The sequence below is a fragment of the Rhizobium sp. CSW-27 genome (assembly GCF_018760785.1).
In the GTDB taxonomy this organism is placed as follows: Bacteria; Pseudomonadota; Alphaproteobacteria; order Rhizobiales; family Rhizobiaceae; genus Neorhizobium.
Window position 1 is genome coordinate 286,028 of the sequence record NZ_JAHHZO010000001.1, and the last position, 13,546, is coordinate 299,573.

Annotated in this window: 11 protein-coding genes; 5 read left to right on the forward strand and 6 right to left on the reverse strand. The window is 62.9% G+C overall.

What is annotated here, in order from left to right:
* Positions 1–66 precede the first annotated feature (66 nt).
* Both KLP42_RS01480 and KLP42_RS01485 read left to right on the forward strand, forming a co-directional pair.
* Entirely contained in the window at positions 67–1,035 is a 969-nt protein-coding gene (locus KLP42_RS01480) for a glycosyltransferase family 2 protein (protein ID WP_215564796.1), read from the forward strand.
* Entirely contained in the window at positions 1,016–2,536 is a 1,521-nt protein-coding gene (locus KLP42_RS01485; protein WP_215564142.1) for an ArnT family glycosyltransferase, read from the forward strand. Before KLP42_RS01480 ends, KLP42_RS01485 begins: the two co-directional genes overlap by 20 nt.
* 46 nt (positions 2,537–2,582) lie before the next feature.
* Here the strand turns inward: KLP42_RS01485 and KLP42_RS01490 are convergent, their stop codons facing one another.
* Positions 2,583–3,938 (reverse strand): aspartate aminotransferase family protein, encoded by a 1,356-nt coding sequence (locus KLP42_RS01490; protein WP_252192731.1) that lies wholly within the window; start codon positions 3,936–3,938, stop codon positions 2,583–2,585.
* A 163-nt stretch (positions 3,939–4,101) separates the two neighbouring features.
* Here KLP42_RS01490 and KLP42_RS01495 point away from each other — a divergent pair, with 163 nt between their 5' ends.
* Positions 4,102–5,460, forward strand: a complete 1,359-nt coding sequence (locus KLP42_RS01495) for a glutamine synthetase family protein (protein WP_215564146.1) — start codon at positions 4,102–4,104, stop codon at positions 5,458–5,460.
* A 6-nt stretch (positions 5,461–5,466) separates the two neighbouring features.
* On the opposite strand, the gene KLP42_RS01500 is transcribed toward KLP42_RS01495, so the two are convergent.
* Positions 5,467–6,426: a diacylglycerol/lipid kinase family protein gene (locus KLP42_RS01500; RefSeq protein WP_215564148.1), complete on the reverse strand. Its 960-nt coding sequence runs from the start codon at positions 6,424–6,426 to the stop codon at positions 5,467–5,469.
* A gap of 243 nt (positions 6,427–6,669) precedes the next feature.
* Here KLP42_RS01500 and KLP42_RS01505 point away from each other — a divergent pair, with 243 nt between their 5' ends.
* Positions 6,670–7,890 (forward strand): MFS transporter, encoded by a 1,221-nt coding sequence (locus tag KLP42_RS01505; protein WP_215564150.1) that lies wholly within the window; start codon positions 6,670–6,672, stop codon positions 7,888–7,890.
* Between the two features lie 82 nt (positions 7,891–7,972).
* Positions 7,973–8,386 (forward strand): DoxX family protein, encoded by a 414-nt coding sequence (locus KLP42_RS01510; RefSeq protein ID WP_215564152.1) that lies wholly within the window; start codon positions 7,973–7,975, stop codon positions 8,384–8,386.
* 21 nt (positions 8,387–8,407) lie between these two features.
* Here the strand turns inward: KLP42_RS01510 and KLP42_RS01515 are convergent, their stop codons facing one another.
* The 4 genes from KLP42_RS01515 to KLP42_RS01530 form a co-directional block, all read right to left on the reverse strand.
* Positions 8,408–9,037 (reverse strand): L,D-transpeptidase, encoded by a 630-nt coding sequence (locus KLP42_RS01515; protein WP_215564155.1) that lies wholly within the window; start codon positions 9,035–9,037, stop codon positions 8,408–8,410.
* Positions 9,038–9,378: 341 nt separating this feature from the next.
* A complete protein-coding gene (locus tag KLP42_RS01520; protein ID WP_215564157.1) occupies positions 9,379–10,272 on the reverse strand; it encodes a hypothetical protein in 894 nt (297 codons plus the stop codon).
* A gap of 632 nt (positions 10,273–10,904) precedes the next feature.
* Positions 10,905–11,639: a pentapeptide repeat-containing protein gene (locus KLP42_RS27080; protein WP_286675425.1), complete on the reverse strand. Its 735-nt coding sequence runs from the start codon at positions 11,637–11,639 to the stop codon at positions 10,905–10,907.
* Positions 11,640–11,786: 147 nt separating this feature from the next.
* Positions 11,787–13,448, reverse strand: coding sequence for an electron transfer flavoprotein-ubiquinone oxidoreductase (locus KLP42_RS01530; protein ID WP_215564159.1), 1,662 nt, complete (start codon positions 13,446–13,448; stop codon positions 11,787–11,789).
* Positions 13,449–13,546: the final 98 nt, after the last annotated feature.

A 13,546-nucleotide genomic window follows, 5' to 3' on the forward strand; every position in this document is an offset into this window, starting at 1 on the left:
AGGCAGGAGTTATGCAAGGTGCAGTCAGTTGGAAAGCCGGTCGAAGACGTGCCGGAGGCCGTACCCATGGAATTGTCGCTGGTCGTGCCCATCTTCAACGAGGAAGAGAGCGTCGGCCCGCTGATCGCGCGGGTCGAGGAGGCCATGGCGGGCTATCGGAACCGCTGGGAGTTGATCCTGGTGGATGACGGCAGCACGGATGCCACGCTGTCGCAGGCACGTGCCGCCATCGGCAAGGCCGGCCTTGACCTGCACGTGGTGGCGCTGCAGCGCAATTTCGGCCAGACGGCCGCCATGCAGGCCGGCATCACCCAGGCCCGCGGCCGGCTGATCGCGACGCTCGACGGCGACCTGCAGAACGATCCGCGCGACATTCCCGCCATGGTCAGCGAACTGGAGCGGCGCGAACTCGACCTTCTGGTCGGCTGGCGCAAGAACCGGCAGGACGGGCTTCTGCTGCGCAAGGTTCCGTCCTGGATCGCCAACCGGCTGATCGGCCGCATCACCGGCGTGCGGCTGCACGATTACGGCTGCAGCCTGAAGATCTACCGCGCCTCCGTCATCAAGCAGGTGAAGCTGATGGGCGAGATGCACCGCTTCATCCCGGCCTGGGTGGCCGGCGTCGTGCCGAGCTCCCGCATCGGCGAAATGCCCGTCACGCACCATGCCCGCCAGCACGGTGTCTCCAAATATGGCATTTCGCGCACGTTCCGGGTCATCCTCGATCTGCTGTCGGTGATGTTCTTCATGCGATTCAAGGCGCGGCCGGGCCATTTCTTCGGCTCGCTCGGCCTCGGCCTCGGTGCCTTTTCCGGGCTGATCCTCGCCTATCTCTTCGTCGACAAGTTCATTCTCGGCAATGACATCGGCACGCGCCCGCTCTTCCTCATCGGCGTCATGCTGTTCCTGTCCGCCGTACAGCTGATCACCACCGGCATCCTGGCCGAAATGCTGGCACGCACCTATTACCGGGACGACAGTTCCGTCAGCTACATTGTCAGAGAAGTGTACAGCGGTGAGCAATCGAACGCGTAACCTACTGGTCCGCCGGCCGGAAATCGTCATCTGGCTGGTGCTCGGCTATTTCGTTCTGTCGGTGCTGTTGCGCGTCATCCGCTCCGACAGCCTGCAGAACGACGAGGCCGAGCAGGTTTTCCAGGCACAGTTCCTGCTGCTGGGCTATGGCCGTCAGCCGCCCTTCTACAACTGGCTGCAGATCGGCACCTTTCATCTGTTCGGCATTTCGGTGGCAACCGTTTCGCTGCTGAAGAACGCGCTGCTGTTTCTCTGTTGTCTGTTCTACTGGATGGCGGCGCGCATGCTGATCGATGATCGGCGCCTGCCCTTCGCCGCCATGCTGGGAGTGCTGGCCGTGCCGTCCGTCACGGTGCTGGCCCAGCGCGACCTGACCCATGCGGTGGCCACGCTCTGTCTCGTGTCCATCTTCCTCTGTCTTTTCATCCGCACCCTGAAGAGCCCGAGCCTTGCCGGCTACCTGCTGCTCGGGGTGTCGATCGGCATCGGCGCTATCACCAAGTACAATTTCGTCATCATTCCGCTCGCAGCCGCGCTGGCGGTATTGCCGGAACCGGATCTGCGCAAGCGGCTGTTCGACTGGCGCATCCTTCCGGCCGGCGCCATTGCGGCGGCCATTGTGCTGCCCAATTTTCTCTGGGTCCTCTGGCATCTGGACGCGGCCACCAGCGGCACGGTGGATGCCATGCGGATGGGCTCCTCCGGCGATGCCGCCAAGGACACGATCCGCGGCCTGACATCGATCATGATCTCGACGATCGAGGGCACCGCCGCCGTGCTGATCGTCTTCGCCGCCGTCTTCTTCCGGGATATCGGCGCAGCCATGCGGGCCGAAAGCGTCTGGACCCGGATCATCGGCCGGATGATCATCGTCTGTCTGATCATCGTCGCGCTGATCGGCATCGGTTTTGGCGCGTCGAGCATCCGCGAAAAATGGCTGTCGCCCTTCCTTCTGCTGCTGCCGCTCTATCTCACCTTGAAGCTCGCCGCAGCCGAGATCGACAGTCGCAGGAGCATTGCCCGCATGGCGCCGCCGGTGCTCGGCATCGTGACCGCCTTCATCGTGTATCTGGCGATCAGCATCGTCATCGGGCCGTTCATCGGCCAGTATGGCAAGGAGCACGTGCCCTACCGCAGCATGCTGGAGGAGGTGATCGGCGCACGGGGCGAACGCCCCGCCTATATCATCAGCAGCGACCAGATGCTGGCCGGCAATGCGCGGCTGAACCTGCCGACGGTTCCGACCCTGCTGCCGGGCTTCGTGCAGCCGGTGCCCCTCGATGCCGTCCGCAGGCGCGGACCGGGCCTTGTCGTCTGGCCAGCCGGCGATGACGACGCGAGCGTGCCGGAAGCGCTTGCCAACCTGCTTGGCGCGCATGGCATCCAGCCGCAAACCCTTGCCATCCAGTGGATCAGCGTGCCCTACAAGTTCGCCCGGGGCGGCGAGGCCATGCGGTTCGGCTATCTGTGGCTTGATCCGTTGCCGGAGACGCAGCGCTGAGGCCCGGCGCGGCAAGCACCGCCTGCGCCACGCGGCCCGGATGCGGTCACGCCGCCTTCGTGTCGCGAAGGTGGTTAAGGCCCTTGCGCAGCGTCTCGACCATCTGATCCACTTCGGCCCGGCTGATAACGAGTGCCGGCGAAGCGAGCATGCGGTCGCCGGTGGCGCGCATGACAAGGCCGTTCTCCAGGCAGTGATTGCGCACCGCCATGCCGGCATCGTCCGGCTTGGCAAAGCGGCGGCGAGTGGCCTTGTCGGCAGCTAGCTGCACGCCGGCGATCAGCCCGACCGCATCCACCTGGCCGACGATTTCGTGATCCTCCAGGCTCTTGAGGGCGGCAGCGAAATACGGGCCGATATCGGAGCGTACCCGCTCCACAAGCCCCTCCTCCTCAATGATGCGCAGGTTTTCCAGCGCGGCTGCCGCACAGACCGGATGGCCGGAATAAGTATAGCCGTGGTTGAAATCGCCGGCCTCCTCGATCATCACCTTGGCCACGCGATCGCTGACCAGCACGGCGCCGATCGGCAGATAACCGGAGGACAGGCCCTTGGCGACGGGGGCAAGATCCGGCTTAAAACCAAAATGCTGATGGCCGAACCAGGTGCCGAGCCGGCCGAAACCGCAGATCACCTCGTCGGCAACGAGCAGGATATTGCGCGCCTTGCAGATGCGCTCGATCTCCGGCCAGTAGGTGTCCGGCGGTACGATGACGCCGCCCGCGCCCTGGATCGGTTCGGCAACGAAAGCGGCGACATTCTCCTCGCCCAGTTCGTCGATCTTCGCCTCCAGTTCGCGGGCCATCTTCAGGCCGAATTCGGCAGGCGTCAGATCGCCGCCATCGGCATACCAGTAGGGCTGGCCGATATGTGAAATCCCCTCGATCGGCAGGTTGCCCTGCTCATGCATGTGCTTCATGCCGCCAAGGGATGCGCCGGCGACCGTCGAGCCGTGATAACCGTTGCGGCGTGCGATCACATGCGTCTTCGTCGGGTGGCCGAGCGCCTTCCAGTAGACGCGGACCATGCGGAACCAGGTATCGGTCGCCTCCGAGCCGGAGTTGGTGAAAAAGACATGGTTCAGAAGACCGGCTGTATGGGCAGTGATCTTCTGCGAGAGCAGCGTGGTCGGCGGCGTCGTGGTGCCAAAGAAGGTGTTGTAATAGGGCAGTTCGTTCATCTGCCGCTGCACGGCTTCTGCGATTTCCGTGCGGCCATAGCCGATATTGACGCACCAGAGACCGGCGAAACCGTCGAGATATTTCCTGCCCTGCGCATCGAAGATGTAGACGCCTTCGCCACGCGCGATGATGCGGGTGCCCTTCTCGTTCAGCTGCTTCATATCGGAGAAAGGGTGCAGGTGATGGGCGGCATCAATGGCCGCGAGATTGGAGAGAGGCATCGGCTGGTTCACGGTATTCCCCCGCATGGATCGGCACCGGACGGCGCCTCGCCATGGCTGATTGTAAGGCGGTTTCTGATCGGCTACGAACATGGACCAACGGGAACAGGTTTGGCAAGCAGCCGCAAACGGCGCGGGTCCGACCGCATGAGGACGGGCATTGATGACGGACGAGACGATCAGCAAGGCAGGCGACGGCACATCGACAGCGCCGCGCATCGAGGTTCTGCTGGTCGGCATGAATGGCGATCTGCGCGGCAAGATGATTCCGCTGAGCGCCGAAGACAAGGTGTGGAAGAACACCGTTCGCCTGCCCTCCTCCACCCAGTCTCTCGACATCTGGGGCGACGACAATGACGACATTACCGGCATTTCGCTGACGCTCGGCGATCCGGACGGCATCTGCATGCCGGACAAAAGCTCGCTGACCACGCTGCCCTGGGGGCCGACAGGCTCGAAACAGGTGATGGCCACCATGCACACGCTCTCGGGCGAACCGCATTACATCTGCCCGCGCGCGATTCTGGCGAGAGTCTTGCAGAACTATGCCGAGCGCGGGCTGACGCCTGTGGTGGCGACCGAACTCGAATTTTACCTGGTTGAGCCGGATTTCCGCAAAACCGGCAAACCGACGCCGCCAAATGCGCTGGTGATGAATGGCGAGGTGGAAGGTTTCCAGCTCTACGACATGCGGGCGACGGCCGCGCTGGAAGATTATCTCGATACCGTGCGCCGCTACTGCGACGACATGGGCCTGCCGGCGGATGCGACGACCGCCGAATTCGGCCCCGGCCAGTTCGAGGTGAACCTGCTGCACAAACCGAATGCCATGGCGGCCGCCGATGATTGCATCTATCTGAAACGCGTCGTGGATTTTGCCGCCCGCCGGCATGGGCTGAAAGCCACCTGCATGGCCAAACCCTATGGCGACCAGGCTGGCTCCGGCCTGCATGTGCATGCCAGTATCCTCGACCGCGACGGCAACAACATTCTCGACGCCAAAGGCGGCGATTCGGTGCGGCTGAAATCGGTCACCGCCGGCATGCTGAAGACCATGCAGGAGGCGCAGCTGATCTTTGCGCCCTTCGCCAATTCCTACCGCCGCTTCCAGCCGGGATCCTTTGCGCCCGACAAGATCGACTGGGGGTTCGGCCATCGCGGCACGGCCGTGCGCATCCCCGACAGCAGTGGCCCGGCCGCCCGCATCGAACACCGTGTGGCGGGCGCCGACGCCAATCCGCACCTGCTGCTCGCGGCGATCCTCGGCGGCATGCTGCTCGGCCTCGACGAGACATTGGACCCCGGCCCCGTGACCACCCCCGACAGCGCACCGGACAAGCAACAGATCCTGACCCATGATTTCCTGACGGCGGTCGACCGCTTCTGCGCCTCCGCCTTCATCCGCGACACGTTCGGGGCCGAGTACCAGCGCATCTACGGCGAAACCAAGCGCAAGGAGGCCATCACCTATCTGCGCACCGTTTCCAGTTTCGACTACCAGACCTATCTGCCGCGGATCTGACAGCCGTTACAAGGCTGCGGGCTGTTCGCTGACACCCTCCTGTGCCTGGACCTGAGCCAGCGGCGCCTGCGGCTGGCGGACGAGCACCTTCAGTTCGCCGGCATGGATTTTCAAGGTCACGTCGCGGTCCATCGGCAGAAGTTCGCCATCGATGACGCAGCGGATATCCTTGCGCTCACGCGGAAAATGCAGCTCCACCTCGGTGGCGGTCATGGCACTGACGGCCTCGTTCTCCTTCAGCCGGCCGCGCAGGATGTCGATGGCGAGTGCGGCCACGCCTGGGGGCGACAGAGCATCGGCCACGTAAAATCCGAGATGGCCGCCGGTGGCGGTGTCGGCATAGAGCAGGCCGTCGCTGCCGAATTCATTGTTGGAGACGGAGATGGCCGAGACCTTGCGCAGTTCCTTGCGCCCCTCGACCGTAAACTCCACCTCGAAGACCGGCGGATTGAAGACGACGCCCAGCGCGGCGCGGGTGCTGGCCCGCATCTTGCCGAGCCGCGAGGCATAACTCATCTGGTTGCGATAGCGCACCATGCGCGCGTGCAGGCCGGCGGAAAACTGATGCACGAAGCTGCGGCCATTGGCGCTGGCGATGTCGACCGCCTCCACCTCTCCCTTCGCCAGAACCTCCAGCACCTGCCAGATGTCGAGCGGCAGCTTCAGCGTGCGGGCAAACAGGTTCATGGTGCCGGCCGGCACGATGCCCAGCGCAAGGCCGCTCTTCCAGGCAATCGAGGCCGCGGCCGATATGGTGCCGTCGCCGCCGCCGGCAATCAGCCCGTCCACGCCGGGCGTGGCGGCCACCGCCTCCATCGCCTCCACCACATCGGATCCTGCCACGATGCGGCACTCGATCGCATGCCCTTCGGTGCGAAAAGCCTGCTCGGCGCGCCGGCAATAGGCCTCCATGTCCGTCGTCTTGAAGGTGCCGCCGTCGCGGTTGAAGATGGCGATGAGATTCATGGGATCAGGGTTCCAGAGACGCAGTGCGCGAGAAAACGGTTGAAGCCTGCAAATGGTTGCCTCTGCCCGCGCCAGCAAGACCCGGGGCGCCCTCCCCCGGCAGGAATATTTTGCGGCGGTGCACTTATCCTCTCCCGCACCGCAAAATAGTATGGTAGCCTTATCATCGATCCACCATAATGACCTCCTCCCAAAACTCCAGGCCAGCGCCCCTTGCGGCAAAGGCCTTTCTTTGCGAACGCCATGACCAATGCCCCCGCTTCCCTTGCGCACGATTGTCCTGACGGGCAGGCGTTGCGCCTTACGCCCCTTTCCGTTGCCCTGATCGAACTGGCGCTCGCCGTCGGCGGTTTCGGCATAGGCACCGGCGAATTCGCCATCATGGGCCTGCTGCCCAATGTGGCGGCAACGTATGATGTCAGCATTCCCCAGGCGGGCCACGTCATCAGCGCCTATGCGCTCGGCGTGGTCATCGGCGCGCCGATCATTGCGGCGCTCGCCGCCAAGCTGCCGCGCAAGACGCTGCTTCTGCTGCTGATGTCGCTGTTTGCGCTCGGCAATGCCCTGAGCGCGCTTGCCCCGCAATTCGGCAGTTTCACCCTGCTGCGTTTCATCACCGGCCTGCCGCACGGCGCCTATTTCGGCGTGGCCGCGCTGGTCGCCGCCTCCATGGCGCCGCCGCATCGGCGGGCGCGTGCCGTGGGTCGCGTCATGCTGGGCCTGACGATCGCCACACTGGTCGGCACGCCGATTGCGACCTTCCTCGGGCAGATCATGAGCTGGCGGGCCGCCTTCCTGATGGTGGCCGGCGTCGGTGCGCTCACGGTGGCCCTCATCGCCATCTATCTGCCGAAGGACAAGGTGGCGGAGGGCGCCAGCATTCGCCGCGAACTGAGCGCCTTTGCAAGGCTGCAGGTCTGGCTGTCCTTTGCCGTCGCCGCCATCGGCTTTGGCGGCATGTTTTCGATCTTCAGCTATATCGCCAAGACGACGACGGATACCGCCGGCCTTCCCGTCAGCATGGTGGCCGTGGTGCTGACCCTGTTCGGCATCGGCATGAATGTCGGCAATGTCGTGGGTTCGCGCATGGCGGACTATTCGCTGAAGGGCACGATCGGCGGCATGCTGGCCTTCAATGTGGCGATGATGACGGTCTTTTCGCTGACCGCCCACAATCCGGTGATGCTGTGCGTCTGCGTGTTCCTGACCGGTTGCGGTTTTGCCGCCTGCCCGGCCGTTCAGACGCGCCTGATGGACGTGGCGGCCGATGCGCAGACGCTGGCCGCTGCCACCAACCATTCCGCCTTCAACATTGCCAACGCACTGGGTGCCTGGCTGGGCGGTCTGGTGATCGCAGGCGGCTACGGCTACGGTGCAACCGGCTATGTCGGTGCGGTGCTCTCCGCGCTCGGACTGGCGGTCTTCCTCGTTTCGGTTGCCTTGGAGCAACGCGACCGCCGCTGACGCACAGCCTTGCGTCAACGCATCTTCCCGCAGACCTGAAACTCTATTAGAATTCCCTCATTCGATCAGAGGGGGAATTCTCATGGCCATTGCAGACAATGACCGCCTGCCGTCACGGCTGGATATCTTCGGCACGAACTGGTTCGGCTATCTGGCCCGAACCGCGCTGACCTTCATGTTCTGGGGCAGCGGGCTGTCGAAGCTGCTCGACTTCCAGGGCGGGATGGCGGAGATGGCGCATTTCGGCCTGGAACCCGCCGTGGCCTTCAATATCGCCGTCATCATCACCCAGCTCGGCGGCTCGGCGCTGATCATCCTCAACCGTCACGCATGGCTCGGGGCCGGCGCGCTCGCCGTCTTCACCCTGCTCACCATTCCGATCGCACATAACTTCTGGGCGATGGAAGAGCCGATGAAGACGTTCGAGTTCTACGTGGTCACCGAACATCTCAGCATCGTGGGCGCGCTGATGCTGGTGGCGTGGAAGTGCCGCTGAGCCGCGGCACGCCCGCCCGCGTCAGGCCTTCGCGGTTTCCTGAATGACCACTACCCGATCGCCGACCTTGACGCGCGCATAAAGGTCGATCACGTCGTGGTTCATCATGCGGACACAGCCGCTCGACATGGCATGGCCGATCGATTCCGGCTGGTTGGTGCCGTGGATGCGGAAATGCGTGTCGTTGCCGCCGCGATAGAGATACATGGCACGGGCGCCCAGCGGATTGTTGGGGCCGCCCGGCATGCCGGCGGCATACTTGCGGTTCTTCTCCGGCTCCCGGCGGATCATGTTGGCTGTCGGCGTCCAGCTCGGCCATTCGGCCTTGCGCCCGACATAGGCATTGCCGCGGAAGGCAAGACCCGTGCGCCCGACGCCGACGCCGTAGCGCATCGCCCGACCGTTCTCCAGCACGTAATAGAGCCGGCGTGCCGGTGTGTCGACCACCACGGTGCCCGGCTTGTGCGTGGTTTCGTAGGCCACCTCGGTGCGGCGCAGTTCGGGCTTGATCCTGTCGATCGGCACCTGCTTCAACGGGAATTTCTCCTCCGGCAGCGCCGCATAGTCCAGTTGCGGGTTGAGCGTGACGGAGGAGCAGCCGGCGAGGAAAAGCGGCAGGCCGAAGATCAGGCCGCGGCGCGAAATCGACATGAATGTGTCCTTGTTGCGGTCGTTTCTGGATAGTCGCAACTTAAGGAATTCATGGTTAACGGATGTCTAAAGCGTGTCGCACCTATTGCGCTTCATATCCTGCTGCGAGGAAGAAGTTTCTGCATTCAGTGACGTGGAAGAGGTTGATAATGTAACCGAGCGCTTGGTCAATGGCAATGACGAAACTGGCGGCGCGAAGGGCGACTTGGGGAGAGGCCGCGCCTGTAAGTCTCCATCACGGCAGCCATTGCGGCCAGTCGCCTACACCGGATTTTCGCCTCGGTCGGGTAGCCCGGTTCGAAAACCAGCCTTGTGTGAATAGGATGGGTTCATATTTCCCCTCATACTCCTCTCAATCTGCGAAGGCGCTTCTTCCACTTTTGCCAGCGGGTCCTGGGCGGCGCATGAGTCTCGGTACCTCTGCCATTGATCAGAGCGCAATCAATGAAAAGCCGACCGCCACGCCGACGCACCGCCTCATTAAAGGCCACATGCTCGCAAACCTCATGGCCATCATCGCCAAGCCCCAAATAACGGCACCCGGAAATCGCGGAAAGCCGATAAAGGCCCAATCCGCCGAAGGCACTTTCGACCTCCACACGCCCTTGATCTGGCGGTAGCGAAAAGGAGATCGCTGTGACGAAGCGCGCAACGGCGTCCTCCCGGCTCATGTCCTTGGGGCGCTCGCGCACCTTCCTCCAGACATCGTAGGAACAGAGCCTAGCATGGCGTAAGGCCCACAGATCGTAATAGTTGTCCGCTTGATTGGCGAAGAGGCCGGCCCAGTCGCCGGTGTCATTTTCGACAAGATTCACCAGATAATCAACGCTGACGGTGGAATTAACGTCATCAAGGTCGAGCAGCAATAGAAAAGCATGCTGAGGATCCGCGACACAGACTTCGGCTCGCTCCAGAACGGCATTGCGCAGATAGGCCAATCGAGCCGTACGCTTGCGGTAAGTCCGGCCAATTCCGTCCAAGCTTTCAAAGTAACAAGAAGGATGCTGTCTAGCGAAAGCTTTCAAAACCTCCTTTGTCCGATCGAGGGAATCGTTTTCGAGAAAGATGAAATGACTACGGGAAAAACGTTCGGCCAGTTCCTCCAGCACCGGAAGCAGCCGCGGCAGCGAGTGCCCGCAATCACGAGCGAGACCGGCGATTACAATCTCCTTGTCGATCCGGCCTACTTGCAAAGATGTGCCATCCGGCAATGCCTGCTCAAGCTGCAAGTTCATGGCACCGTCACTCAATTGACATTCTGGCTGGAAAACGCGGCCATGGCTTGCTCCATCAGCATTTTGTAACCGAACCCGACATTTCCTATATGGGCGGCCTATCCGCTCCCGATTGACGGCAGAATAGCCGGATTCCGGCCCAACCGGAAGGCGGAATGCCGTTGCCACAGCCTTCGCCGCAGCACAATGACCACCTCAACCGCCGTGGTGGTCTCCTGCCACGCGGTTCCAGCCCCCTTTGCAACGTGGCGGGCGCTTTTCGCCTGTCGCGCCACCCGCTCGAGCGATTGCCAGGCGTAAAGGAACTGCTCGCGGAGAGCGGATATGATGCCGATTGGTTTCGCAACGCTCTGAAAGACAAGGCAATCTCCGCCTGTATCCCACCCCGCGCCAAACGAAAGAATCCGGCCAACTACGAAAAGGACCTCTATCGACCGCACTATCGTATCGACAATATGTTCGGTAGGATTAAGACTGGAGACGCGTCGCAGCCCGGTAAGACCGATGCGCCCACACATCCCTTTCCGCGATCTTCATCGCCGCGACATGTTGCTATTGGCTCGACCGTAAGGCACGCGCCTGCGCGTCAAGCTTTCCTTTACCCGGTCTGGCTGCGGGTGGATCGAGGCGCGTCAGTCATCCTCGCAGGGCCAGGTGGCGGGTATGGTCAGGTCCGGCGGCAGCCTGGTTCGCGAATCACCGCAGGCCAGTGCGACCTGGTCCTGCTTCAGCCCCTGCGCATGCGAAAGATCGGTGCCTTCGATACGGGCGAGGAAGAGGAAGGCATCGCTGAAATCCGCCGTGCCGGCAAAGGTCACGTTGTGCAGGATGGCACGCGACAGGTTGGCCTTGCCGAAGCGGACATTCTCGAACTGCGCCTTGAAGAAGATCGCCCGGCCGAGCTCCGCCTTGGTGAAATCGGCGCCCTTGAGGTCGGCATTGCCGAAGGTGGCGCGCTGCAGTTCCGCCGCGACGAAGGAGGCGCCTTCCGCCTTTGCCGAACTGAAATCGCTGCGATAGCCTTCGGCCTTGTCGAAGATGGCGCCGCTGAGGTCCGAATGGGCGAAGGAGGCCCGCACCAGCGTGGCCTTGCTCAGATTGGCGCCCTTGAGGCTGCTGCGGCTGAGATCGGTCATGCTGAAATCGGCGTCGTTCAGGTTGGCACCGTCCAGATTGCTGCCATTCAGCATCAGCAGGCGTTTCGGGCAGTCGCTCCAGTCGACGGAGGGGCCGGCATCCTGCCGGCACTTGCCGATGGCACTGGTGGGCTTGGCCGGAACGAGAACCAACAGGCCGGCGGCAACGGCCAGCACGGGAATGAAGGCACGCAGCCGGCTCTGGCGCACATGCACCACTGCATGCCGCAAGTTGATCCTCCGTAGCCTCTTACCCGCCGCTTTTCTCACGCCACTCCTGCTTTCCTGCTGGCCGATGGGAAAACCCTACCCCCCTTTGACGAAATGCGGAAGACAGTTTTCCGCAAGCGGGCGGCGCGCTTCACAGGCACGCAAGCCCTACATGCTGGGATAGACAGGCCCCTCCCCGCCCTGCGGCGGCACCCAGTTGATGTTCTGGTTCGGGTCCTTGATATCGCAGGTCTTGCAGTGCACGCAGTTCTGCGCGTTGATGACAAAGACCTCCTCGCCATCCTTCTCCACCCATTCATAGACGCCGGCGGGACAGTAACGGGCCGAGGGGCCGCCATAAACGCCGAATTCCGAGCGCTTCTGCAGATCCATGTCCTTCACCTGCAGGTGAACCGGCTGGTCCTCCTCGTGATTGGTGTTGGACAGGAAGACGGAGGACAGGCGGTCGAAGGTCAGCACGCCGTCCGGCTTGGGATAATCGATCTTCCTGTGCTTGGCGGCGGGTTCCAGAGAAGCGGCATCGGTTTTGCCATGCTTCAGTGTGAAGGGCGAGGAGCCGAAGATCTGGTTGATCCACATGTCGATGCCGCCGAGCGCCACGCCGACGGCCGTGCCGAACTTGGACCACAGCGGCTTGACGTTGCGCACCCGCTTCAGATCCTTGCCGATGGCGGTGGAGCGCCATTCGTTCTCGATCTCCACCGGCTCGTCATTGGCGCGACCGGCGCCTATTGCCTCGGCGATCTTTTCCGCCGCCAGCATGCCCGACAGCACGGCATTGTGGCTTCCCTTGATGCGCGGCACGTTGACGAAGCCTGCCGAACAGCCGATCAGCGCGCCGCCGGGGAAGGAGAGCTTCGGCACCGACTGCCAGCCGCCTTCGGTAATGGCACGTGCGCCGTAGGAAATGCGCTTGGCCCCCTCGAAGGTGTCGCGAATGGCCGGATGCGTCTTGAACCGCTGGAACTCCTCGAAGGGGAACAGCCACGGGTTCTTGTAGTTCAGATGCACCACGAAGCCGACGGCAACCAGATTGTCGTGCAGGTGATAGAGGAAGGAGCCACCGCCCGTCTTCATGTCCAGCGGCCAGCCGAAGGAATGCTGCACGAGGCCTGCCTTGTGCTTCTCCGGCTTCACCTCCCACAGTTCCTTGAAGCCGATGCCGTATTTCTGCGGCTCGCGCCCCGCATCCAGCTTGAATTTCGCAATAAGCTGCTTGGCCAGCGAGCCGCGCACGCCCTCGCCGATCAGCACATATTTGCCGAGAAGCGCCATGCCGCGGGTATAGTTCGGGCCGGGCTCGCCATTCTTCTCGATGCCCATGTCGCCGGTCGCCACGCCGATCACGGCGCCCTCGTCGCTGTAGAGCACTTCGGTGGCGGCAAAGCCCGGATAGATCTCGACGCCGAGTTCTTCCGCCTTGGTCGCCAGCCAGCGACAGACGAGGCCGAGCGAGACGATGTAGTTGCCGTGATTGTTCATCAGCGGCGGCATGAAGGCGTTCGGCAGGCGGATGGAGCCGGCCGGCCCCAGGAAGAGGAAATGATCGTCCGTCACCGGAGTGGTGAAGGGATGCCCCTCCTCCTCGCGCCAGTTCGGCAAAAGCCGGTCGATGCCGATCGGATCGACCACCGCGCCGGAAAGGATGTGCGCTCCCACCTCCGCGCCCTTTTCCAGAACGACGACCGACAGTTCCGGATTGACCTGCTTCAGGCGAATGGCGGCCGAAAGCCCCGCAGGCCCGGCCCCGACGATCACCACGTCGAATTCCATGCTCTCGCGTTCCGGCAGTTCCATCTGTTCGTTCATGCATTCTCTCCCGCTCGGACGGTTCCCCTGATGGCTTCCTCCTTGACAAAAGCCATGGCCCTTGTCGAGCCGCGCTGCGACACCCGCTGGCGTGAAAT

What these genes read in the sequence shown, in the direction of transcription:
- KLP42_RS01480 (WP_215564796.1), top strand. Translation starts at nt 67, where the DNA reads ATGGAATTGTCGCTGGTCGTGCCCATCTTCAACGAGGAAGAGAGCGTC.
- KLP42_RS01490 (WP_252192731.1), bottom strand. Translation starts at nt 3,938, where the DNA reads ATGCCTCTCTCCAATCTCGCGGCCATTGATGCCGCCCATCACCTGCAC.
- KLP42_RS01495 (WP_215564146.1), top strand. Translation starts at nt 4,102, where the DNA reads ATGACGGACGAGACGATCAGCAAGGCAGGCGACGGCACATCGACAGCG.
- KLP42_RS01500 (WP_215564148.1), bottom strand. Translation starts at nt 6,426, where the DNA reads ATGAATCTCATCGCCATCTTCAACCGCGACGGCGGCACCTTCAAGACG.
- KLP42_RS01505 (WP_215564150.1), top strand. Translation starts at nt 6,670, where the DNA reads ATGACCAATGCCCCCGCTTCCCTTGCGCACGATTGTCCTGACGGGCAG.
- KLP42_RS01510 (WP_215564152.1), top strand. Translation starts at nt 7,973, where the DNA reads ATGGCCATTGCAGACAATGACCGCCTGCCGTCACGGCTGGATATCTTC.
- KLP42_RS01515 (WP_215564155.1), bottom strand. Translation starts at nt 9,037, where the DNA reads ATGTCGATTTCGCGCCGCGGCCTGATCTTCGGCCTGCCGCTTTTCCTC.
- KLP42_RS01520 (WP_215564157.1), bottom strand. Translation starts at nt 10,272, where the DNA reads ATGAACTTGCAGCTTGAGCAGGCATTGCCGGATGGCACATCTTTGCAA.
- KLP42_RS01530 (WP_215564159.1), bottom strand. Translation starts at nt 13,448, where the DNA reads ATGAACGAACAGATGGAACTGCCGGAACGCGAGAGCATGGAATTCGAC.